The following is a 23,446-nucleotide window of genomic DNA, read 5'->3' on the forward strand; positions in this document are numbered from 1 at the left end:
ATATTAGTTAGTTTCTAAAATTTTAATTCCTTCTGTGTTGATTTTTGAAAGAATCATGTTAAAATCAATTTGTTTGTCTTGATACGTGTTTTGAATGGTTTTATAAACGTTTTCGGCAGTTGCATCCCCTTTACATAAAGTGAAAATTGTAGGGCCTGAACCTGAAATTCCTGCTCCTAAAGCTCCTGCTTTAATTGCTTGTTGCTTCACTTCATCAAAATGAGGAATCAGATGTTTACGAGCAGGTTCAACAATGATATCTGTTAAAGAGTCTGCGATTAATTGATAATCGTTGGTATACAATCCACTAATCAATCCGCCAACATTCGCCCATTGTGTAACCGCATCTTTTAAAGGAACTTCTTTCGGTAATACCTCTCTAGCGTCTTTGGTTTTTACTTCAACTTGAGGATGGATAGCCACCACTCTTAAATCAGCAGGTACAGGAATTTTTACAATGCTCAAAGGTTTGTAACTACGTACCAATGTAAAACCACCATAAATAGCGGCAGAAACATTATCAGCTATCGGAGTTCCGCAAGTAGCTTCTTCTCCTAGCATAGCAAACTGAGTCAATTCAAGAGGAGAGAAGCTATTTCCTAATAACTGATTTACACCAAATGCAGCTCCCGCAGCACTGGCAGCACTACTTCCTAAACCACTTCCAGGAGTATATCCTTTGTGAATGGTGATGTCGATACCAAAATCAACTGGATGCTTTTCTAACATCGCTAGCGCAACCACTCCCGCAGCATTTATTTGTGGGTTAGATGGTAAATCAGCTCCAGTTATTTTTGTGATTTTAACACCTTTTGTAATTGTTTTGGTAAAAGTCATCGTATCACCAACCGTTTCGAGCGCTAAGCCTAAAGCATCAAATCCGCAGGAAACATTGGCAACGGTTGCTGGTGAAAATATTTTTAAATAGTTCATTTTTATATATTATTTCCAATTCGTATAACATCAGCAAAAATTCCAGAAGCAGTTACTTCAGCACCTGCACCGGCTCCTTTTATTTGTAGCGGATTTACAGGATATCTATCTGTAAAAAACAAGACAATGTTGTCGCTACCCTCTAAATTATAAAAAGGATGATCAAACGGAATGTGTTGTAGGCCAACACACGCTTTTCCATTGTTAAATTCAGCAACATATTTTAAGCGACAATTTTTGTCGGCAGCTTCTTTATATACTTGTTGAAAATGGCTTTCAAACTCGGTTAAAGAAGCATAAAAATCATCATTATTGGTAGTTTCTAAACTCTTTTTAGGTAAAAATGCATTGTTTTCAATATCTGAAAGCTCTAAATCATAACCGCTTTCACGGGCAAGAATTAATATTTTTCGAGCTACATCAACACCACTCAAATCAATTTTAGGATCTGGTTCCGTGTATCCTTGTTCTTGTGCTTGTTGTACGACATCCTGAAAAGAAATACTTTCATTAAAATTATTGAAAACAAAGTTTAAAGAGCCCGATAACACCGCTTGTATTTTATGCACTCGATCACCAGAAGCAATTAAGTTTTTAAGCGTATCAATAATAGGTAAACCAGCACCCACATTGGTTTCAAATAAAAATGGTGCACTGTATTTTCGTGAAATGTGTTTTAACTTTTTATAATTGTTGAGTTCAGAAGCACAGGCTATTTTATTGCAAGTAACCACCCCTATATTGTTGGCTAAATAGTGTTCGTATATTTCAGAAACTTTTTGATTGGCTGTATTGTCAATAAAAACTGAATTACGAAGGTTCAACGCTTTTGTTCTTTGGAAAAAAAGCTCTAAAGAACTTTTTTCTCCGTTTTGTAATTGTTCTTTCCATGATTTTAAGCTGATACCACCTTCATCAAAAATCATTTGTTTAGAATTGGAAATCCCTACAACGCGTACATTCAGTTTTAACTGTTCTTTTAAGTACTTTTTCTGCTGATGAATTTGTGCTAAAAAGCGTTCCCCAACATTTCCTACACCCGTAACAAACAAGTTTAATTGTTTTATATTCTCTTCAAAAAACTGTTCGTGTAGCGTATTTAATGCTTTTTTGGCATCTGAACTATTGATAACAGCAGAAATGTTTTTTTCCGAAGCACCTTGGGCAATGGCACGAATATTTACGTTGTTTTTGCCTAAAGAACTGAACATTTGTCCGCTCAAACCTTGATGATTTCTCATTTTATCACCTACTAAAGCAATAATTGCCAACCCTTGTTCTACAATAATCGGATCTATTTTATGACGCTCTATTTCAAAGGCAAAAGCTTCGTTAATTTTTAGAGCTGCTTTTTCAGCATCTTCATCATAAATCCCTACACAAATAGAGTGTTCAGAAGAAGCTTGCGTAATTAATACCACATTGATATTATGTGTCGATAACGTTTCAAACAAACGTTCAGAAATGCCAGAAACACCTACCATGCCACTTCCTTCTAAGGTTAATAGCGTAATATTTTCGATATGAGAAATTCCTTTTACAGGTTTTCCGTTTTCGGTAATTTTTGAAATGAGTGTTCCTACATTTTCAGGTTTAAAAGTGTTTTTTATACGGATAGGAATTTCCTTTTCCAACACCGGTTGAATGGTAGGAGGGTAGATAACTTTTGCTCCAAAATGTGACAATTCCATGGCTTCTTGATACGAAATATGTGGAATAGGGAATGCCTGCTTTACCATATACGGGTTTGAAGTGTACATTCCACTAACATCTGTCCATATTTGCAATTCATTAGCATTTACAGCAGCCGCATAAATAGCTGCAGAATAATCGGAACCTCCACGTCCTAAAGTAGTCGATTTTCCTTCTTTTGTACGAGCTATAAATCCAGGTAACAAGGTTACTCGATGCTTATTATTTTCAAAATAGGCTTTACAATTAGCATTGGTTACTTGAAAATCAACTTGGGCTTTATCAAAAGCGTTGGAAGTGGTGATTAACTCTCTACTGTCTTTATATACTACATCCAGTTCTTTACTAGCTATACTTGCAATAATGTATGAAGATAATAGTTCACCAAAACCACTAATAGTAGCTAGAGTTTTGGGGGTAATTTCGTTTAGTAACAAACAACCTTCTAACAAGGTTTTTAATTGTTTAAAAAGGGATGCTATATAGGTTTTAACTTCTTCTTGCTGATTTTCAGGAACTAATTTTTCAATTACTTCAAAATGTAATTGCTCAACTTCTTGGTAGTTGTCAAGATAATTAGCATTGTTTTGAGCAGCTTGTTCTGCCGATGCAATGAGTTTATTTGTTGTTTTACCAAAGGCAGAAACCACCACAATAAGTTGGTTATTTACAGAAGCATTGGCAATGACTTGTACTACTTTTTCTATGTTTTGAGGGTTGGCTACAGAGGAACCACCAAATTTTAAAACGTTCATTTTAAAATGAATAATAAATTAAAAATAAGATTTTTTAAGCTATTTATCTGTTTTCAAGTCTTTTGAAAAAATAAATATATACGGAAATGATATGTAGAAAAATAACCCCTAAAGGGTTGTAATAATAATTGTAGTTGTTGTGCCAACAAAAGAAGCCGTAGTTACAGCTGGAATAGAGATAATATGTCTTTTGTTGTTTAACATTGAGCCAAATGTATACATTATGTTCTAAAAAACAAGAAAAGTTGTTGTTTTTTTGTTAAAAATAAAACTTTGAGTGTTTTAGTAGAATTTATGAAGCCAACATTAATTATTTTGTTTTTTCTTTTTAATGTAGTGATAGATGTAATGAAAAGGTAGTGATAGAAAAGCTCCGATAGTTGAAGCTACTCCTAAATACAATAACAAAATAATAAACTCACCTAAGCCAGTACAAAAACTACATTTACCAGAGATATATTTTTCATGCCATATAATTATAGCAATGATATCAAAGAAAACAATACCATATGTCACATGTGTACAACCAAAATTATCATTTTTTTTATTCATGTTAATTTTTTTTCTCTTTTTCGGAATATGATTTATACTCAGGTAATTCTTTGTAATTTTTAGGTCGTATGGCATAAAAACCAGCAAAGGATTTATCAGGATAAGTTTGTCTTGGTAATTGTTCTATAAAAAAAACTTCGTCGCTACCACCTAATTCTTTAGGTATTTGATATATATTCATATCAGCATTAAACCCCATGGCACCATAACGTCTAAATTTTAAGATATCCCCTTGTGGTAAATGTAATTCGAACATGTAATAACCAGAGGAAAAACTAATAGGGTTTAAACCACTACTTTTTTGTTTGTCCATTTCTACATATTCTGATAACTGTAGGGTTTTGTTTTCTAGTAAGTTATCAAAGACCTCAGGAATTTTTACCATACGTACTTCTTCGGGAGCTATTTTGGAAGGATACTGTTTTTTTATATCAATATTTAACTCTTTTGCTTTTTTATAAGTTTGAATTAAATACCACTTTTCTTTGATTTTAAAATAATAATCATATGAGTCAATATGTACATATGAGGCATCTAAATATAGTTCTTTGAACTTTTGTAACCATTCTCTTTTTTCTACATTTTTGAAATTATAATCTAAAGGATCTTTAATTTCTTTATTTAAAAAAGGGTCTATATATTTATTTAAAGTAGTGTCATTATTAATGAGCCAGTTTCCATATGTTTTATACCCAGACATAGTACCATCTATTAGTGTTTCAGAAGATAAACCTGTGCCTAATAGGTTTCCGAAAAAATCTACTTTTATTCTTTTAAACTTTTCTTTTTTTTTACCTATAACAGATAAAAATAGTTGTTTTTGTTCAGCTAATTTCTCTTCAATTATAGAGTGTTCTTTAAACAACGTAATTACATCATAATTTTCTGTTCCTTGATGTTTATGTAAATCTTGATATTCTGTATATTCTTTTTCCATTTTTTGTATAGCTTTTTTCTTTTTTAAATAATTACAACTAGAACTAGTTAACAAAAGCAAACAAATAGCACTAATTTTTATTTTTACTTTCATCATATAACTTAGATTCATAACTTTTCTTTTTGTGTACGTATGCTTTGATAACATTATTTATATATTCTGTGTCAGCAATAGAAGAATCAATAAGTTTATCTTTTAGTTCTTCAACTTTCTTTTTTTCTTGTTTTCGTTTTTCTTCATCTGTTAACTCTTTTCCAAGTTCTACTTTATATTTCATTCTATAGAATTTATCTTTTCCAGCATTCTTTATACGTTCAAATATAGAAATATTACCGTACTGGTCATAAAAACTCCCACTATTGTCTTGTAATAATTTTGTGTGTAAAATATGTCCTACAGGAGCAAAGTGAGCATATAAATCAGCACTTTGTAAGGGAGCGTATTGTAGTAGCATGTTTTGATAAGTTACATAGGCTAAATTGTATAGAATGATAGCATATTTTTCGTCACTAGAATATCTCCATTTATGAGTGAGGTGTTTTGGTATCTTAATAGGAGTTTTAAAATGTCCTTCAAACAAATTAGTAAGGTTAGTTTTAATCGTTTTGTTTTTATAATTAGCAATTAGTTTTTTGTACAACGCTATTTTTTTATGATTGTTTTCTATAAACGTATAAGTCCCAATTAAAAGATCACCAACAGCACTTGCGGTAAATTTATGTTTTGTATAGTTCTGGTAGCTTGATTTAGCTAGTTTGAAGGCATTCATAGCTACACCCCAACGTATGACTACTCTACTATAACCCTTCCAATGTACACCGTGTATTTGTTGATTTATAGTGGGGGAGTCTAGCTTTTCTAAAGCATCGTAATCGTAACGTTCTTCAGCTACATAAGGAGGAATAACTACATAGCCACTTTCAGCTCCATACATAGACAAATCAATGATTTTTTTATTTTGTTGTGTTTGATAATACGAAGGAATACTATCTTGTTTATGAAAATATTCAGCACTAAATAACGTTTTATCCCTTTTAGGATGACAGGCACTTTTTATTTCTGGTATATCTCCATCTATAGTTACTAAATCACCTCTGTCGTTCGGAAAAGTAAATTGTACAGCTCTACTTTTATAAGCGTTCCAATCGTAACAAATAGCTTTTACATGTTCAAATAAACCTCGTTTGTTAAAAACCTTTTTATATTTAGGACTATATAATTCAGAAATAGCACTTAAAAATTTATGTCCGCTATCTTCATTTTTTCCTCTAAGTACTGCATTTTTGTAAACCATGTACTCTTGTGTTTTTTTCTTAATAAGACTATCGTAGTTTTTTCCATATAACCCTTTAGGTTGATGCACTCCTAAAAAAATGGTATTTATGGCTACTTTTTTCCATCCCATTTCGTTAGCATACTTAATAATACCCAGTTTTACACCTGCTGCCATACAAGCACCTTGACTATGACCAACAATAGTTATGGGTTTATAATGTGGAGAATAGCTTTCTATTTGTGGAGATTCTTCTTTTTTAGCATCAACCTTTTCTTTTTTGATGAGCTTCCAATTATAACGAGCCCATTCATAGCCTAAAGCAATACCATGATCAACTCTATGTGCTCCGCTACTTCCTAGCCCATGTGAACCATTAATGTAGTGTACTCTACCTTCTGCATTAAAGTATTTGGCGTAGGTTTCTGTAGCTTTGTAGTCATTAGCAATATCATTCCAGTAACCATAATATTTACTTTCGGGAGTTTTAAAAATTAACGTATTAGGATTTCTAAACTTTTCTTCAACAATTTTTCTAAATTTACTTTTGTGGAGGTCTTTTTCACGTTGTTCTGCAGTATAATAATCATCATGATCAGTACGTTTATATTCATTAGTGTTTTCACCTCTTGAGGTAAACCAACCTGGTTTATCAGGGTTTAAATCCATTATAGCATTCCAGTGTGATTCGCTGTTTGTTTTAAAGTCGCTTAAATAACCATTTATAAAAATAATTTCACCTTGTAATTTTGGGAGTTCTTTTTCTTTTTTTTCTTGCTCTTGTTGCTCAGCAAGTTCTTTTATTTTTTGTTGATTGGCTTCAGCTTGTTTAAACATTTTTGTGTTACCAGTAAAAGCAGCCCCAATTCTGTCTTTAAAACTAATATCAGGAAATGGAATTTGATCAATAGGCATCACTACAGTTGATTGTGGGGAGCTACTACTAACAAGAACATTATTCTCACCAGAAGTAATAGTTCCCCCATGTGCAGTCATATCACCTATACATGCTATAGGTTTACCATTAGCAAGAATGCTTGGGTTTCCAGTGACTATAGTATCCATACCTACATTACATGTACACATGCTACCAATAGTTGCCACAGGTTTACCGTTAATTAAAATGTTTTGCTCTCCTTGGGTAACAGGTCCTCCAACATGAGGTGTAGACCCACTACACATTGGACATTGGTGATTACTACCTAAAGTTACAACTGGTTTTTTAGACATAGCTTTTTATTTTTTGCGAACTAAAATAATAAAAAAAGTGTTAATTATCAGTTGTTTATGTTTTTTTAGTGAGGTTATTTGTAGAGCCAAAAAAAGAAACCATGGTTACAGCTAGAAAAGTAATGATATATCTTTTGTTCTTTAACATTGAGTTAAAAGCATAAATAATGTTCTAAAAAACAATGAAAATACTTTTAGCTTATTATATCCTAAGAAAAAAAATAATAACATAGTAGAGAAAAGTATTAACTAATCGTAACGAGATAATAACGACTCATGCCGTAGTGTCTTCGGAGCATGCCGTGATATTAGCGACCCATGCCGTGGTGTCAACGGAGCACGCCGTGATATCAGCGACCCGTGCCGTGGTGTTAACGGAGCATGCCGTGATATCAGCGACCCAATGGGGGAGTATTCAATAAAGTGTGTCAACTTGTTTAAAATTGCTTTTATTATTGAAGAAGGAAGACAACCTAATTAGGCTTAGTTTGTAATCCCGATAAAAAAATTACACTTTTTTATCTTATTTCTTTATATTTGAAGGTGTTAATAAAATTGCTAAAAGTTCCGCATATCCTACCGTAAAAGGAATATATAAGTAATTTTATTACGCATATAAACTAGTTACCAAACATTAGAAAAAACTAATGATAAAAGATAGAATAACCTCTTTAAAAACTGATTTAATTGAAAAGAATTTTTCTATTGAAAGAGTTTTACAAAAACATATAATTGAGATTGAACCGTTTCTTTTTACAGCAGAAAATAGAGATTTAGAATATAATATTCGAACAATTATTTCAAAAGCTCTACAAGTGCATCTAAATGAAGTGGTTATTGTAGGATCCGCAAAAATTGGCTATAGCTTATCACCTAAAAAGCTATACAATGAATTTGATGAAAAATACAAAAACACAAAAAAAATTAAAGACAAATCTGATATAGATATTGCTGTAATTTCTCCTTCGCTTTTTGACTCTTTAAATAAAACTCTATATAATTTTACAAATGGATTAAAAGATGGTTGGATTGACAATGAGTATTATAAAAAAAGTAGATTTCCTGTACCTCTTAATTATCAATTTTATAAATATTCATACAAGGGTTGGTTTCGACCTGATTTCAAGCCATCAGGTTTTGAAATATGTAAAGAAGGTAATTTTGAAGAACTAAAACGAGAGATACAAGAATTAACTGGACGTAAACTAGGACTTGGTATATACAAAAACTGGTATTTTTTTAAAAATTATCATATTGCTAACCTTGAAGATTTAAAATTACGTGCAGAAACTGAAATATTATGACAAAAAAATTAAACACAAGCATTCCAGCAAATAACTGGAAAATAATTGAACTTTATAACAAAATAAAGAAAAACGAATTGGATCCGTCACCTGACTTTCAAAGGAAGTTAGTTTGGAAAAAACAACATAAATATAAATTCATAGAAACTATTTTAATGAATTTTCCGTTTCCAGAAATATACATTGCACCTGGTGAACTTGACACAGAAACATTAAAACTCAAAGATTTAATAGTTGATGGTCAACAAAGAACTACCACTATATTAAGTTATATAAAAGATGAAGATGTTTTTGCTCTCAACAGATTACCCATTAAAAAATTCTCTGAACTAACTAAAGAGGAAAAAGAAGATTTCCTTAATTATGAAGTTTCAGTACGTTATATGAAAAATGCTAACACTGAACAAATTAAAGAAATATTTCAAAGAATTAATAGTACAGAATATTCACTAAACTCAACCGAACGTCTTAATGCACAATGGGGTGATAGTGAGTTTGTTTTCTTTGGAAAACAAATAATTGAAAAGAAAAGTAATTTAAACTACGATATTATATCATATCAACTTTCAGAAGAAAACAGAAAACTATTGCATAATTTCTTCATTGAAGAGTTTAGGATATTTACGGACAATGATATTAAAAGAATGCTTGCTCTACAATACATTTTAACTATCATTACAACAATTGTAGAAGAAAAATATTTTAGAAGAAATGAAAAAACTCAAACCTACATCGAAATATACAATGAAGAATTTAATGGAGCAAGTTCTATAGAAATCGGACTCACAAATACAATTAAATTTATTCAAGGACTTGGCTTTGATAAAAAATCATATTGGTTTAATAAAGCAAATATTTTCACACTAATTATTGAACTAATTCAATACGACTTAACAAGTATTGATAAAGAAGGCTTTGCTAGAGATTTAAAAAATTTTGAATTAGAATACAACGAATATACCAAGCTAGAAGCTAAAGAAAATTTTAAGGAAAGTTTAGATGGACAAATTAAATACTTTGAATTTGCTCGTGAGGCAGTAAACGAAATACCAGCAAGAGAACATCGAGGAAAAATAATAAACTCATTTATAACAAAGAATTTAATTAAATAACGTTTGGTAACAATGGCTATAAGTAATTCCTTGTTATCGCCTACTTCTGAAAATCCTCGCGGATTTTCAGTTTGGTGTGTACTTGCAAAGTTATGTGCTAAACCACACAACTACTCATAGCCGTATTCCAAGGTAAAAAACAAGTTTTTTTTTAGAAATTTACTGCTGCTATATTTACAAAGGGAGTACCTCTTTTAATTACTGCAAAACTGCGTGCTAAAATTTTATTTCTAACGTTGTTTAATGCAATCATTTTATGTTTGCCTTCCTCTAACTTTCTGTGATAATAATTCTTTAACTCCTGATCAGACTGTATCGCTGAAACAGCCGCCATACTTAATAATGTCTTCATTTTTCTATCGCCTATATAGTGGCTTTGTTTTCGTCGCCTAATAGAGCTTCCTGAGCTATATTCAAATGGGGCGATTCCACAATAACTTGAAAATGAACGCCAATTATTAAATTTCATAAAATTGGATGTATGATAAAGTAATTGACAACTTAATATCAGACCTACTCCTTTTACAGTCCTTAACAACTCATAGTTGTGCTGTAACTTATCATCTGTCTTTAATAATTCTGTCATACGTTTCTCTATAGATAATACTTGCTTGTCAATGTACTTTATTGAGCGTTCTAATATCTTACAACAAGGGTCTGTTGACGGACTTGAAAGCAAATGCTTTTGCTCTTTTAAAGTAGATTTTAAACCACTACGATCTCTCACCATTTGATCTCGTAAAGCTAAAAGCCTACCAATCTCTTGAAACTCTTTTGGCTTTACATTACTGGGTTCTAATTCTTCTCGGTACATCCATCCAAATCGGGCAATCATATAGGAATCTAGTTTATCTGTCTTCTCTCTAGCAAGACCTGTACTACGTTTAATTCGCATAGGGCTTTCTTCTACATAAATAAGTGATAGCGAAGACAAAAAAACCGATAGCTTTAAGGAATAATTCCCTGTGTTTTCAAAACAGAAAAAATACTCTGATGTTTCTAAATGGCGTTTACTCCATCGGATAAGCTCTTCATATCCCTCTTCATCATTTGAAAATACTGCATGTTGCCTACTGTGGTATAAGGTGGCATCAATGGTCTTTTTTGATACATCAATCCCAATCACATCTCTTACTTTTTTCATATATTTAAAAAATTAATGATTAATGACGTTTTGCAACTATTTCCTTTAATGAGCCATAGTGGCTAGGTATTCCAAGTAGTTCAACTAAACGTCGTGCAAGAAGTAGAGAGGACTATTACGTGTAATAGGTATTACCTAAAGACCGTTCGAGTTCTCCTCTCTACTCTTGTTAAATTTAATAATATCAAAGTAAAGGAGACCGTTCTACGCAATTTGAGAAAAATCGTGCTTAAAATAATAATTCTGACTTTAATTTTGATTAGTTGTAAACAAAACAACAAATCGGAATTAAATACTCGTGAATTAACTCAAATTAAAATTACCGATGAATATAAGCTTGAATTTCTGAATCAAATCTTGTCAGATAGTTCAAAATCGAGAATAATATTTGATAAAAAGGAACTGATTTCTAATTTATCTATTAATATTCCACCAACTTTACCAATAGACTTAAAAAATCCAAATCAGACCATATCTCATTCGGAATTCATATCTGATACTTTAAAAATAAGTGATATTGACTTTGTAAAAGGACAGTTCAAAAAGAACAAGGATTTCAACATTTCGAAAATAAAAGAATATGGATTTAATGTAATTGATATCAAAAAATATACTGATAACAAAATTGAGTGGGATTCTATAAACAAGATTGCTGAAAAATATTATGCGGAAAACAACCTCGAAAATATTTATTTAATTTTATATATAGCTAAACCTATTTTCAATAAGGAACTGAATTTGGCTTATGTAGGAATTAGACAAGGTTCTGGAGGAATGACCAGAATTTATAAAAAAAAGAATGGAATTTGGAAATTAAAATATGAATTATATAATTGGGTGGAATAAAAACTGCGTAGAACAACGTATATAATTCATTGCTAGGTATAGCCTACTTACGAAAGTCCTCGCGGACTTTCTATCTGTGATTTATATGCTAACTTTAGTGCTTAAACCACGCAACTAACCATACACAAACACGTTGTGTGCCATTTGAGAAAACCGAAAATCATTGACAAAAACAGAAAAAATTGGACAAATTTTAAGAACGGTTGAAATTCACGAAAAAATAGTGAATGAATCAACTGAAATGGAAAATGATACAAAATCTCATTTTTTAAATCTTTCTGAGTTTATAAAAAGCTGTTTAAATGATAAATCAAAAACGGAAAAACTCAATTCCTATCAAATCAATTCATTGAAAAACGAACTATTAACTTATTGGAATGAGACAATAAGTATGGAAACAGAAAAGTTTTGGACTGAAGTTAAAAACGAGAAATTTAATCTTGAGAGAAAAGAACCTTTAAAATTCGCTTTATCCAAAAACAGGTTTCGAAATGTAGAACAAGGAATTGGAGCAAGAAAATATTGGAATTCTTTAAAATCACTTGCATCTATACAGCATGAATATTCGGATTTGGAAATAAAAAAAATTGACCAAATAATTTTTGAAGATGAGAAAAAGCGAATTGGAATTTTAAAAAAATGTTTAGCGAAAAAGAAAATTCCTAAAAGCCAATATTTAAAGTTTGGAGAATGTGTCGCATATTTTGGAAACTGTGGATTATTTGAAAAATATTTGACCGAAAAAGAAGTAACTGAATTATATACGATTTGGGAAAATTTCAAATCATAAACTGAATAAAAAAACGGACACACAACAAAGAACTGAGGTAAAAAACAAGTACATTTTATATTTTTTTAAACCAACGTGCTTTTATAATTTGCGTCATAAGGCAAACCACTTTTTACAATGGCAAAAGCTTGTTTTAGTAGCTTATTACATACCGCTATTAAAGCTAGTTTTTTACTCTTACCTTTAGCAACTATTCGGTCATAAAGCTCTCTACATGCTTTGTTATATTTACAAGCATTAAAGCTACACATAAATAATAAATTTCTAAGCTTTGGATTCCCCATTTTACTTATTCGAGGGCGTCCTTTTATACTACTGCCTGATTCTCTAATAGTGGGTGTAATACCTGCGTAACTACACAACTCTTTTGCTGAAGTAAAACGCTTAAATCCATCGGTAAAAACTAATAACATTAATGCTGTTTTATCCCCTATTCCTGGAATAGACTTTAATAAAGTTATTTCTTCTTAATAACTCTTTTTTACATTCTCTAGCAACAAGTCTTCTAATTTAACTATCTCTTTTTGTATGTTTTTCAGCTGCCTTTTTAAGGAATTAACTACCAATTTTGAGGGAGTTCCTAATACTGATTCGCCATGAAGCTTGTTCTTTAATTGAGTAGATTGTTTCGTATAAACACTCAACAAACGTACTATTTGTAAACACTCTTGTTGTTCCTTACTATCTCCTTTCCATATAGAAGGAGATTGACTTACGCCATAATTATATAACTGCTTTGCATCACTCTTATCCGTCTTTACTTTTGATAAATTCATCTGAATAAAACGCTTAACCTTCAACGGATTTTCTACCGATAACAAAACTCCTTTTTCTGTTAAAAAATAAGCTAAGCGTACATGATAATATCCTGTAGCTTCCATTATACAATGTGTTAAATCAATTGTGATTAACAACAGCTCTTTAAAACCTGATGCATCATTTTTAAACTGATACCAATTTCCTTGATAATCATATACATCTAAAACGTCTTTACTTACATCGATTCCTAAAAATTGTTTATTTTTACTCATAAGAAAAAAGGATTGGAAAGAAAATAACTACTATCAATTAAACAACTTGAAATCGAGATCTTGGTCTCACAGAACTGAACGAATTCGAAGTAGTAAAAGCGTAGGGATTATCAATGTTGACGAAATCTAGGTTTCAACGTATATCATAACCTTACTCTACGCTTTTTTCTTTCTGGTTTTTATTACTAAATTTAAACAATTGCTAACTTAAGATGTATAACCGCAATTACGGCGGATTCGACTACGTCCGAATCCACTCGGAGTTGCTAACGCTAGTGAATAAAAGAAAAACAATTACTAATTTAACTCGCAACTGACGGTTATACGAAGCCGTTGTACATAATGCGAAAAAAAGAATCCGAATTCAAAAACGGAGTAAAAACACGCTTAATTTTCAATTTAAGATGTTGAATTATTGATAAACTACAATTTGTCTAATTCACTCAATATAAGATCACATCCTTTTTCTATTTCCTCGTCAGAAATGGTTAGTGGAGGTGTAATACGAATTGCTTTTCCTTCAAAAAGTAACCAGAATAAAATTAGCCCTTTATCTAAACAGTTTAAAATTACTTGCGAGGCTGCTTCAGGAGTATCTACTAATAAAGCAAGCATTAATCCTTTTCCTCTAATTTCTTTAACCGCAGGGTGATTCTTAAAGGCATCGCGAATAATTTTTTCTTTTCGTAAGGCTTCTTCCATTAAGTTAGAGGAAGTGATTTCTTGTACGGTCGCCAATCCAGCACTCGCAATTACAGGATGGCCGCCAAACGTAGTAATATGTCCTAATTTCGGGTGTTCTTTTAAACAGTTCATTACTTCAAAAGAAGCAATAAAAGCGCCAATTGGCATTCCGCCACCTAAACCTTTACCCGTAATAATAATATCTGGAGTAACATTGTAATTTTCAAATCCCCAAAATTTTCCTGTACGTCCAACTCCAGATTGGATTTCATCCAAAATTAACAAGGCGCCAACTTCATCACAACGTTGTTTTACTTTTACTAAGTAATCATTTTTAGGTTCGATAAATCCTGCACCTCCTTGAATGGTTTCTAAGATAACACCTGCTGTATTGGCAGTGATTTTTTCTAAATCTAGCTCGTTGTTGTATTCAATAAACTTACTTCCTGGAACTAACGGACGAAAAGCACGATTTTGTTGTTCTGCTCCACACACACTCATAGCACCTTGTGTATTTCCATGATACGCATTTTTAGCGGCAACAATTTCACTTCTGCCTGTAAAACGTTTGGCTAATTTTAGAGCACCTTCAGTAGCTTCAGTACCAGAGTTTACCAGATAAACAGACGAAAGGTTAGGAGGTAAGGTAGCAGCCAAAGCTTTACACAATTCTAATTGTGGTTTTTGAATAAATTCTCCATACACCATTACATGTGTATACTGCTCTAATTGATTTTTTATAGCTTCATTTACCTTAGGATGATTATGTCCTAAACTATTTGCAGAAACTCCTGCAACAAAATCTAGCATCGCTTTTCCGTTGCTATCATAAATATAACTTCCTTTGGCATGTGAAATTTCAATAGCTAAAGGATTTGGGGTTGTTTGTCCTTGGTATTTAAAAAAATCGTCTTTCACAGAAATTATTTTATTTTTTTAAGATTAAGCTTTTTTTGTTCTTTCTTATTTTTTGAAGTTTCTTCGATAAACATTTCCTTAGCTTCTTTTACAACATCAGGTTGTTTTTTTCTTTTTGAAGGAACAGTAGAAGTAGCGTCTTTTATAAAAATATCTTCCACAGTTAAGGGTTGTTCATCTCCTCGCCATAAAAAGCCTTTGAATTTTTTTTCGTCAGAAGGGAATTCAGAAGGAGGAAAAGTTTTTCCTTCAGATTTTTTAAAGTATTTAGTTTGTATTATTTCTCCATCTTCTAAAATAAACTCAATATCACTTGCTATTTCTTTGGTAATTGTTTCTAATTCTTGTGTTTTTTCGTTGTTACTGTAGTATAAAGATTCTGCATTACCCTTAACTAACATTGTTCTTAATTCTCCTTTTTCAAACTTACCATAAATATTTCTTCCTTTAATTTGATTAAAGTTTTCTGTATGAACGGAGTCTTGTTGAATCATAAAACCATTTTGTAATACTTTTAAAGAGTCAAGTTTATTTGTTTCTTTATTAGATACTAACTGAATGCTGTCTCCTGTAATTTGACTTTTATTAGACCATAATATGGGATTTTTAAACATTCTGGTTAATCCCGTTTCTTGACTACTGTGAATAGAGTCACATTTTCCTTGTAAATCGGACTTGAATATTTTTACATTGTTAAAAATTCTAGCAATACGTTTTTCTGGTTTACCAGTAAGTAAAATTTTATCGCCCGCAACATGCATAGAGTCTTTTTCAAATACAGAAATAGCAACAGCTCTATCAATTATAAATAAAGAATCTTTGAGTTCGTATAATTCAGCATAATTTCCTTTTGCTACCATATTTTGAACGGTATCAACTACTTTTATATTGTTGGTTGCAGAAGCAAAACCGTTACGTTTATCATAGTACAAACTATCGGCAGAAACGGTTCGTTCTTTTAAAAATAATTTTGCACGTTTTACAAAGTATGAAACATCGGTATTCGTATCGTAAAAACCTCTTTCAGAATATACTTTAGTGCTATCTTTTAAATTAGTAATGGTACTTGGCCCGTATAAATAAGCTAAGTTAGTATTAGTATAATAATCTAAATGGTTAGACTCTAAATGATTTTCAGGGTTTACAACTGTTACTTTTGTTTTAGCAGTAAACTTTTTTTCTCTTAATAGATAAGTTCCTTTTACACTTTTTAGAGTGTTTTTTGTATCACGGATAGTTCCTCCATTTGGGTAGTATAATACTTGGTTGATTCTGTCAAAATGAAGCGTATCAGTTTTTAGCGTCATTTCTTTATCATTAATTTCTACGTTCCCCCAAGATTTTGCCTTTTTTGTATTTCCATTATAAGTAGCAAAATCACTGTATTGAATAATACTATCTCCTTGTTCAATAATTACTTCACCAATGGCCTTAAATAAGTTTTTGTCTTTGTAAAGTAGAGCTCTTTTACAATCTAAAGTAGCACCTTCGTGTGACATTTTAACTTTTCCTATAAGTATAGTAGCTCCAGGGTACTTGCTTTCATCGGCAGTACTTAGTTCGGTAGAAAGGATTTTGATTTTTTTTGTTTGAGAAAAACTTACAACAGAAAATAATATAAAAGTTAGTAGAAATAGTTTTTTCAAAATAATACGATTTAATGCACAAAAATAATGAAAAGAATATGCCAAAATCTTAATAAAGAAATAAAATTATCAAGATAAATAAAAGGTTGTCATTTGGTAAATGGTTAATTTTGTAGCAAATTAAAAAATTATAAAGATATGAGCGCTCATTTTGATTTATCAAAAGAAGAGATGAAGTCTTACGGATATAAAATTGTAGATATAATTGCAGAACATTGGGCTACTTTAGAGCAAAAAAAGCCTGTTGCTAGTGCTTCTAGAAAAGAAATGGATAGTATTTTCTTACAAGAAGCACCAAACGAAGGAATGTCTGCTGAAAAGGTACTAGATTTTGTAATGGATAATGTAATACCAAACAGTACAGTTATTTCTCACCCTAAAGCATATTCATTTGTACCTGGACCTAGTAACTTTATTAGTACTATGGCTGATAGTTTAGCTACTGGATTCAATATTTTTTCTGGTGGATGGATGGTTTCTCCAGCAGCAGCTGAGTTAGAAATTGTAACAATGAACTGGTTACTACAAATGTATAATTTCCCTGTTGAAAAAGGAGGAGGAATTTTTACCAGTGGTGGTTCTATGGCAAACTTAACAGCTTTGGTTACCGCGAGACGTTTGAAATGTGGAGATGATTTTTCTAAAGCGGTGATTTATTTGTCTGATCAGGCACACTCTTCAAATATTAAAGCAATTCGTGTTTTAGGGTTTAAAAAGGAACAAATTCGAATTTTACCAACAGATTTAGAGTTTAGAATTAGTATTAACAAATTAAAAAATGCTATAGCAAAAGACCGACTAGAAGGGTTGCAACCATTTTGTTACATCGCTTCTGCGGGAACCACCAACACAGGTACTGTAGATCCTTTAAATGAAATAGCTGACATTTGTGAAGAGGAAGATTTATGGTTCCATATTGATGGAGCTTATGGTGGAGCCGCTATTTTAGCTGAAAAAGGAGTAAAAGCTTTACGAGGAATTGAAAGAGCTGACTCTCTTACTGTAGATCCGCATAAGTGGTTTTACCAACCTTATGAAATTGGTTGCTTATTAGTAAAAGATGCTTCTTGGTTAAGTGGTACTTTTAGTGAAAAACCAGAATATTTACGCGATATTGAAGGAAATGAATCTGAGATTAACTTTTACGATTACGGAATTCAGTTAACAAGACGTTTTAGAGCTTTAAAATTTTATATGTCTATTAAAACATATGGACTAGATGCTTTTAAAGAAGCAGTTACTTACAACATCCAATTAGCTGATGACGTAGAAAAAATGTTACGAAAAAGTAGAAATTGGGAAATTATTTCACCAGCTACGTTGGCAGTAATTAATTTTAGATATAATCCTATTGGATTAAACTTATCAGAAAAAGAAATTGATGAATTAAATCAGAAAATTTCTCAAAAGATAATGGAATCAAGAGAAGCGTTTTTAGTAACTACAATATTAAATAAGCAAGTAGTGCTTAGAATGTGTCTGATAAACCCAAAAACAACTATGGATGATGTGAAAGAAACCTTGGAGTTGTGTCATCAATTTGGTAAAGAAATTTTAAAAGAAAAATAGATTAAAAGGAGCTTAGAGCTCCTTTTTTTGTTTTTATGATAAAAATCATATTTCAAAAGCTTTTCTCTTAGTAGCTTTGTTTGTATAAAAGATAAAAAAGTCTTTTATAAGATTATTAATAACTACATCAATAGAAGAGATGAAACAAGTGAAAACAATTTCAATGGTTTTAGCAGCTATGTTTTTAATGGCAAGTTGTAAAAATGAAAAATCTGAAAGTATTGCAATGAAAAGTGCTTCAGATATAGCAGTTAAAGGAACGATAGAAGCAGAATTAACAGCTCCGCCTCATGTTCCAGCACCTGTTGGTAATAGATCAGCTAAGAAGTTACTGGTAAATATGGAAATTCTTGAAAAAGAAGGAACTATGACAGATGGTGTAGAATATGTGTACTGGACGTTTGGTGGTTCTGTTCCAGGTAGCTTTATAAGAACTAGAGTAGGAGATGAAGTAGAATTTACCTTATCTAATCACCCAGATAATAGATTACCTCATAATATTGATTTACATGCAGTAACAGGTCCAGGTGGGGGAGCAACTTCATCATTTGTAGCGCCTGGTCATGAAAAAACATTCTCATTTAAAACATTAAACCCTGGATTATATGTGTATCATTGTGCTACTGCACCTGTAGGAATGCATATTGCGAACGGAATGTATGGACTAATTTTAGTAGAGCCTGAAGGAGGTTTACCAAAAGTAGATAAGGAATACTACATTATGCAAGGAGATTTCTATACAAAAGGAGAAAACGGAGAACCTGGTTTACAACCTTTTGATATGAGAAAAGCAGTAGACGAAGATGCAGATTATGTAGTGTTTAACGGAAGTGTAGGAGCTTTAACAGGAGATAATGCAATTACCGCTAATGTTGGCGAAACAGTACGTTTATTTGTAGGTAACGGAGGTCCTAACTTAACATCATCTTTCCATGTTATTGGTGAAATTTTTGACAATGTTCATGTTGAAGGCGGTTCTGTGATTAATAAAGATGTACAAACAACTTCTATTCCGGCAGGAGGAGCTGCGATAGTGGATTTTAAGGTAGATGTTCCAGGTACTTTTATTTTAGTAGATCATGCTATTTTTAGAGCGTTTAACAAAGGTGCTTTAGGAATGTTAAAGGTAAAGGGAGAAGAAAGCAAAAAGATTTATTCAGGAGTAAAACAAGAAGGTATTTATAACCCAGAAGGAGGTACTATTCAAGAAATGCCTAATGGTAAAGAAGATAAAGCAGTAGCTTCTAAGCAAGAAAAATCATTAGCACAAAAAATAGCAGACGGTAAACAGATTTATACGAAAACGTGTTTTGCTTGTCACCAAGCTAATGGTGAAGGAATTCCAAATGCATTTCCTCCTTTAGCTAAATCAGATTATTTAAATGCTGATGTAAAGAGAGCTATAGATATTATTTTACATGGTAAAACAGGAGAAATTACAGTTAACGGTCAAAAATATAATAGTGTAATGACCAAGCAAGCGTTGAACGATCAAGAAGTAGCAGATGTACTAACCTATGTTTACAATTCTTGGGGCAATAATAAAACCAACGTTAGTGTAAATACTGTAATGGAAGTAAAAAGTACTCACTAAAATTGTAGTTAAACTCTAAATTATAAGAAATGAAAACTATTTTAAGATTGACAATTTGTATATTTTTCTTAGGCATTTCCCATATGAATTGTCAATCTAAAATGGTTCCTATTAAAGGTGGTAGTTATATTCCTTTGTACGGAAGAGATTCAGCAAGAGTAACGATTCAAGATTTTTTAATGGATGTATATCCTGTAACTAATGAAGATTTTTTACAGTTTGTAAAAGAAAACCCAAAGTGGAGAAAATCAAAAGTAATTAAACTTTTTGCAGATAAAAGTTACCTGATTAATTGGAAAAATGATACAGAAATAGGGGAGAAGGTTAACTTAAAATCACCTGTAACCAATGTTTCATGGTTTGCAGCAAAATGTTACTGTGAAAAGCAAGGAAAACGATTACCTACTGTAGATGAATGGGAATATGTGGGAATGGCAAATCAAAAACTATCAGATGCAAGAACTTTAAAAACGTATAATGAATACATTTTAGGATGGTATGAAAAACCAAGAACATTTAATAATGTTATAGGGTCAACATTTAAAAACTATTGGGGAGTGTATGATATGCACGGATTGGTTTGGGAATGGACCTCTGATTTTAATTCAGTATTAGTATCAGGAGAATCTAGAAAAGATGTTGATAATGATAGTAATTTGTTTTGTGGTAGTGCAGCAGTAGGATCAACAGATTTAATGAATTATGCAGCTTTTATGCGGTATGCTACCCGTGGAAGTTTAAAAGCTAAATACACAATGAGAAACTTAGGTTTTAGATGTGTAAAAGATAAAAATATAGCACAATGAAAGTAGTAAAATATATAACGATACTTCTTTTCTCAATTACTTTATTAAGTTCTTGTAAAAAAGAGAAAAACAATACGAGTTCGGCAATAGTATATGAATGTCCTATGCTTTGTGAGGGAGATAAAATATATACAGAAGAAGGAAGTTGTCCTGTTTGTAAAATGGATTTAACACAGAAAAATAAAAAAGAGGCTAAAGAGTTAGCTTTGGCTACTGATATTTCTGAAAGTTCTATATTCAATTTAGCATCAGAATGGAAAACCGAAGAGAATAAAACTATTCATTTAGAAGATTTAAGAGGAAAAACTTTGGTAATGGTTATGATTTATACTACGTGTAAAGCTGCTTGCCCCAGATTGGTTGCTGATATGCGTAATATTGAGGCTAAAATACCTAAAGAATATAACGAAGACTTACAATACGTTTTAATTAGTATTGACCCTAAAAATGATACTCCTGAACGATTAAAAGCTTTTGCGAAAGAAAACTTTATGGATGATGAGCATTGGACTTTTTTACAAGGTACCAAAGAATCTGTTAGAGAGTTTGCCAATGTACTAGCTGTGAAATACAAACAAATTTCTCCATTAGATTTTTCACACTCAAATATCATAAGTGTATTTAATCCGGAAGGGGAGTTAGTGCACCAACAAGAAGGTTTAGGTGTAGATAATAAAGAAACTATAGCGAGTATTTTGGAAACAGTAAAAAATTAGTTGCCATAAACATGTTTCCTATTAAAAACGTCTTTTAAAAATTTAAAAGACGTTTTTTTATGAGTTGTTTTTTTCAAACTGAGCTTGTATAAACTCTTTAGATTTTCCTTTGGCAATAGAAGCTGTTTGCCATTTATCATTTAAAATCATTTTACCTACATAAGCTATCTGACCAATGTGATATGGAAAATGAGCTATTTGCCTCGTAATACTTTCAATTAACTTAACTTGTTTATTCCTGATAAGAATAGGTTGATTGAAGTTTTCCTCATTTAATGAATCTAAAGCAGCAAAAAGACAGTTCCAACCCTTTTCCCATTGAGCAATCAATTCTTTTTTTGATAAATCATGAGTTTCAAACTCAGCATCTCTATCTCTCCATTCTTTTTCTCCATCAGAAGTAAAAAAATCCGTCCAACGCGACAACATATTTTCAGATACATGAACAATAATAGCAGCTATACTGTTACTTTCTTCATTGTATTTCCAGTGTAAGTCTTTTTCTTCTAATTGAGCAATCGTTTTATCAGCAACTTCTTTATACGATTTAAACTGGGTAGTGATATTCTCTAAGTACTCTTTTACCATCATAAAAAAGGAGCTCAATTGAGCTCCTCTAAATTTTTATCTATTAATTGTTTGTTTCCTATCAGGTCCTACTGAAACTATTTTTACAGGTACACCCGTTTCTTTTTCAATAAACGCAATGTAGTCTAATAAGTTTTGAGGTAATTCATCAGCAGAAGTCATTTTTGTTAAATCATCTTCCCAACCTTTGAATTCTGTATAGTTAACACTTACATTTTCAGGTTCAATATTATAAGGTAAGTGAGAAATTTCTTCTCCTTTATAGTTGTAAGAAGTACAAACTTTTAAAGTGTCAAAACCAGATAATACATCACCTTTCATCATCATTAATTGCGTAACACCGTTTACATCAACAGCATATTTTAAAGCAACTAAATCTAACCATCCACAACGACGAGCACGTCCAGTTGTAGCTCCAAATTCATGACCAACTTTCGCCATAGTAGCTCCATCTTCATCAAATAATTCAGTAGGGAAAGGTCCAGAGCCTACACGAGTAGTGTATGCTTTAAAAATACCGAAAACCTCACCAATTCTATTAGGAGCAACTCCTAAACCAGTACAAGCACCAGCAGCAGTGGTGTTTGAAGAGGTTACGAAAGGATATGTTCCAAAATCAATATCTAATAATGACCCTTGAGCTCCTTCAGCTAAAATAGTTTTACCTTCTTTAATAGCATTGTTTAAAAACTCTTCAGAATCAATAAACTGTAATGTTTTTAATTTTTCAATTCCTCTAGAAAATTCAGCTTCTAACTCGTCTAAATCGTAATCGATTTGAACATCAAAGTATGCTAACATACTTAAATGCTTTTCAGTTAAAGCTCTATATTTCTCTTTCCAGTTATCTAATTCTAAATCACCAACACGCATTCCGTTTCTACCAGTTTTGTCCATATAAGTAGGTCCAATCCCTTTTAAAGTAGAACCGATTTTTGCTTTTCCTTTTGAAGTTTCAGAAGCTGCGTCTAATAATCGGTGAGTAGGTAAAATTAAATGTGCTTTACGAGAAATTAATAATTTAGATGTATAATCAATATTATGCTTATCTAAGTTTTCTAATTCTTTTTTAAAGATAACAGGGTCAATAACCACTCCGTTACCTACTACGTTTAAAGCTGTTTTATGAAAAATTCCTGAAGGAATGGTATGTAATACATGTTTGTTTCCGTCAAAAATTAGTGTGTGACCAGCATTTGGACCTCCTTGAAAACGCGCGATTATATCGTAGTTTTTTGTTAAAACGTCTACAATCTTACCTTTTCCTTCGTCTCCCCATTGTAGTCCGAGTAATAAATCTACTGCCATTTAGTGTGTTGTTAAGTG

Annotated in this window: 18 protein-coding genes and 1 pseudogene; 8 read left to right on the forward strand and 11 right to left on the reverse strand. The window is 31.7% G+C overall.

Annotated features, from left to right (window positions below; translation table 11 throughout):
* Nucleotides 1–3: 3 nt before the first annotated feature.
* From MHM83_RS10065 to MHM83_RS10085, 5 genes are all read right to left on the reverse strand, one after another.
* Nucleotides 4–933 (reverse strand): homoserine kinase, encoded by a 930-nt coding sequence (locus MHM83_RS10065; protein WP_239179585.1) that lies wholly within the window; start codon nucleotides 931–933, stop codon nucleotides 4–6.
* 2 nt (nucleotides 934–935) lie between these two features.
* Nucleotides 936–3,380, reverse strand: coding sequence for a bifunctional aspartate kinase/homoserine dehydrogenase I (gene thrA, locus MHM83_RS10070; RefSeq protein ID WP_239179586.1), 2,445 nt, complete (start codon nucleotides 3,378–3,380; stop codon nucleotides 936–938).
* Between the two features lie 306 nt (nucleotides 3,381–3,686).
* Nucleotides 3,687–3,932 carry a hypothetical protein gene (locus tag MHM83_RS10075; protein ID WP_239179587.1) on the reverse strand — a complete coding sequence of 82 codons (246 nt, stop codon included), beginning with the start codon at nucleotides 3,930–3,932 and terminating at the stop codon, nucleotides 3,687–3,689.
* Between the two features lies 1 nt (nucleotide 3,933).
* Entirely contained in the window at nucleotides 3,934–4,869 is a 936-nt protein-coding gene (locus MHM83_RS10080; RefSeq protein WP_239179588.1) for a hypothetical protein, read from the reverse strand.
* A gap of 70 nt (nucleotides 4,870–4,939) precedes the next feature.
* Entirely contained in the window at nucleotides 4,940–7,372 is a 2,433-nt protein-coding gene (locus MHM83_RS10085; RefSeq protein ID WP_239179589.1) for a PAAR domain-containing protein, read from the reverse strand.
* Between the two features lie 647 nt (nucleotides 7,373–8,019).
* Here MHM83_RS10085 and MHM83_RS10090 point away from each other — a divergent pair.
* Nucleotides 8,020–8,676: a hypothetical protein gene (locus tag MHM83_RS10090; RefSeq protein WP_239179590.1), complete on the forward strand. Its 657-nt coding sequence runs from the start codon at nucleotides 8,020–8,022 to the stop codon at nucleotides 8,674–8,676.
* A complete protein-coding gene (locus MHM83_RS10095) occupies nucleotides 8,673–9,788 on the forward strand; it encodes a DUF262 domain-containing protein (RefSeq protein WP_239179591.1) in 1,116 nt (371 codons plus the stop codon). The genes MHM83_RS10090 and MHM83_RS10095 overlap by 4 nt, the downstream gene beginning before the upstream one ends.
* Before the next feature lie 151 nt (nucleotides 9,789–9,939).
* On the opposite strand, the gene MHM83_RS10100 is transcribed toward MHM83_RS10095, so the two are convergent.
* Nucleotides 9,940–10,932, reverse strand: a complete 993-nt coding sequence (locus tag MHM83_RS10100) for an IS110 family transposase (protein WP_239179592.1) — start codon at nucleotides 10,930–10,932, stop codon at nucleotides 9,940–9,942.
* Between the two features lie 255 nt (nucleotides 10,933–11,187).
* Between MHM83_RS10100 and MHM83_RS10105 the strand changes: the two genes are divergently transcribed.
* Together MHM83_RS10105 and MHM83_RS10110 are read left to right on the forward strand one after the other, a co-directional pair.
* Nucleotides 11,188–11,778: a hypothetical protein gene (locus MHM83_RS10105; RefSeq protein WP_239179593.1), complete on the forward strand. Its 591-nt coding sequence runs from the start codon at nucleotides 11,188–11,190 to the stop codon at nucleotides 11,776–11,778.
* A gap of 163 nt (nucleotides 11,779–11,941) precedes the next feature.
* A complete protein-coding gene (locus MHM83_RS10110; protein WP_239179595.1) occupies nucleotides 11,942–12,568 on the forward strand; it encodes a hypothetical protein in 627 nt (208 codons plus the stop codon).
* Between the two features lie 65 nt (nucleotides 12,569–12,633).
* Here the strand turns inward: MHM83_RS10110 and MHM83_RS10115 are convergent.
* The 3 genes and pseudogenes from MHM83_RS10115 to MHM83_RS10125 all read right to left on the reverse strand — a co-directional run bounded on the left by MHM83_RS10115 (nucleotide 12,634) and on the right by MHM83_RS10125 (nucleotide 16,847).
* Nucleotides 12,634–13,599 (reverse strand): annotated as a pseudogene (locus tag MHM83_RS10115) (IS110 family transposase).
* Nucleotides 13,600–14,022: 423 nt separating this feature from the next.
* Nucleotides 14,023–15,201: an aspartate aminotransferase family protein gene (locus MHM83_RS10120; RefSeq protein WP_239179597.1), complete on the reverse strand. Its 1,179-nt coding sequence runs from the start codon at nucleotides 15,199–15,201 to the stop codon at nucleotides 14,023–14,025.
* Nucleotides 15,202–15,206: 5 nt separating this feature from the next.
* On the reverse strand, nucleotides 15,207–16,847 hold the full coding sequence (locus MHM83_RS10125) for an OstA-like protein (RefSeq protein ID WP_073184167.1): 1,641 nt from the start codon (nucleotides 16,845–16,847) through the stop codon (nucleotides 15,207–15,209).
* 138 nt (nucleotides 16,848–16,985) lie between these two features.
* Here MHM83_RS10125 and MHM83_RS10130 point away from each other — a divergent pair, with 138 nt between their 5' ends.
* The 4 genes from MHM83_RS10130 to MHM83_RS10145 all read left to right on the forward strand — a co-directional run bounded on the left by MHM83_RS10130 (nucleotide 16,986) and on the right by MHM83_RS10145 (nucleotide 21,532).
* Nucleotides 16,986–18,416 carry a pyridoxal phosphate-dependent decarboxylase family protein gene (locus tag MHM83_RS10130; protein WP_239179599.1) on the forward strand — a complete coding sequence of 477 codons (1,431 nt, stop codon included), beginning with the start codon at nucleotides 16,986–16,988 and terminating at the stop codon, nucleotides 18,414–18,416.
* 139 nt (nucleotides 18,417–18,555) lie between these two features.
* Nucleotides 18,556–20,010 carry a copper-containing nitrite reductase gene (gene nirK, locus MHM83_RS10135; RefSeq protein WP_125345082.1) on the forward strand — a complete coding sequence of 485 codons (1,455 nt, stop codon included), beginning with the start codon at nucleotides 18,556–18,558 and terminating at the stop codon, nucleotides 20,008–20,010.
* Between the two features lie 29 nt (nucleotides 20,011–20,039).
* Nucleotides 20,040–20,816: a formylglycine-generating enzyme family protein gene (locus MHM83_RS10140; RefSeq protein ID WP_239179601.1), complete on the forward strand. Its 777-nt coding sequence runs from the start codon at nucleotides 20,040–20,042 to the stop codon at nucleotides 20,814–20,816.
* Nucleotides 20,813–21,532 carry an SCO family protein gene (locus MHM83_RS10145; protein WP_239179603.1) on the forward strand — a complete coding sequence of 240 codons (720 nt, stop codon included), beginning with the start codon at nucleotides 20,813–20,815 and terminating at the stop codon, nucleotides 21,530–21,532. Before MHM83_RS10140 ends, MHM83_RS10145 begins: the two co-directional genes overlap by 4 nt.
* Nucleotides 21,533–21,589: 57 nt before the next feature.
* On the opposite strand, the gene MHM83_RS10150 is transcribed toward MHM83_RS10145, so the two are convergent.
* Nucleotides 21,590–22,123 (reverse strand): DUF1572 family protein, encoded by a 534-nt coding sequence (locus MHM83_RS10150; protein ID WP_047788908.1) that lies wholly within the window; start codon nucleotides 22,121–22,123, stop codon nucleotides 21,590–21,592.
* A 33-nt stretch (nucleotides 22,124–22,156) separates the two neighbouring features.
* The gene (locus MHM83_RS10155) at nucleotides 22,157–23,428 is read right to left on the reverse strand and encodes an adenylosuccinate synthase (RefSeq protein ID WP_125067667.1); all 1,272 of its coding nucleotides are present in this window, start codon (nucleotides 23,426–23,428) and stop codon (nucleotides 22,157–22,159) included.
* Nucleotides 23,429–23,446 lie beyond the last annotated feature (18 nt).

Source organism: Tenacibaculum sp. Mcav3-52 (assembly GCF_022347665.1).
Classification (GTDB): domain Bacteria; phylum Bacteroidota; class Bacteroidia; order Flavobacteriales; family Flavobacteriaceae; genus Polaribacter; species Polaribacter mesophilus.

Coding starts and splice junctions, on each gene's coding strand:
- MHM83_RS10065 (WP_239179585.1), bottom strand. CDS start 933: ATGAACTATTTAAAAATATTTTCACCAGCAACCGTTGCCAATGTTTCC.
- thrA (WP_239179586.1), bottom strand. CDS start 3,380: ATGAACGTTTTAAAATTTGGTGGTTCCTCTGTAGCCAACCCTCAAAAC.
- MHM83_RS10075 (WP_239179587.1), bottom strand. CDS start 3,932: ATGAATAAAAAAAATGATAATTTTGGTTGTACACATGTGACATATGGT.
- MHM83_RS10080 (WP_239179588.1), bottom strand. CDS start 4,869: ATGGAAAAAGAATATACAGAATATCAAGATTTACATAAACATCAAGGA.
- MHM83_RS10085 (WP_239179589.1), bottom strand. CDS start 7,372: ATGTCTAAAAAACCAGTTGTAACTTTAGGTAGTAATCACCAATGTCCA.
- MHM83_RS10090 (WP_239179590.1), top strand. CDS start 8,020: ATGATAAAAGATAGAATAACCTCTTTAAAAACTGATTTAATTGAAAAG.
- MHM83_RS10095 (WP_239179591.1), top strand. CDS start 8,673: ATGACAAAAAAATTAAACACAAGCATTCCAGCAAATAACTGGAAAATA.
- MHM83_RS10100 (WP_239179592.1), bottom strand. CDS start 10,932: ATGAAAAAAGTAAGAGATGTGATTGGGATTGATGTATCAAAAAAGACC.
- MHM83_RS10130 (WP_239179599.1), top strand. CDS start 16,986: ATGAGCGCTCATTTTGATTTATCAAAAGAAGAGATGAAGTCTTACGGA.
- nirK (WP_125345082.1), top strand. CDS start 18,556: ATGAAACAAGTGAAAACAATTTCAATGGTTTTAGCAGCTATGTTTTTA.
- MHM83_RS10140 (WP_239179601.1), top strand. CDS start 20,040: ATGAAAACTATTTTAAGATTGACAATTTGTATATTTTTCTTAGGCATT.
- MHM83_RS10145 (WP_239179603.1), top strand. CDS start 20,813: ATGAAAGTAGTAAAATATATAACGATACTTCTTTTCTCAATTACTTTA.
- MHM83_RS10150 (WP_047788908.1), bottom strand. CDS start 22,123: ATGATGGTAAAAGAGTACTTAGAGAATATCACTACCCAGTTTAAATCG.
- MHM83_RS10155 (WP_125067667.1), bottom strand. CDS start 23,428: ATGGCAGTAGATTTATTACTCGGACTACAATGGGGAGACGAAGGAAAA.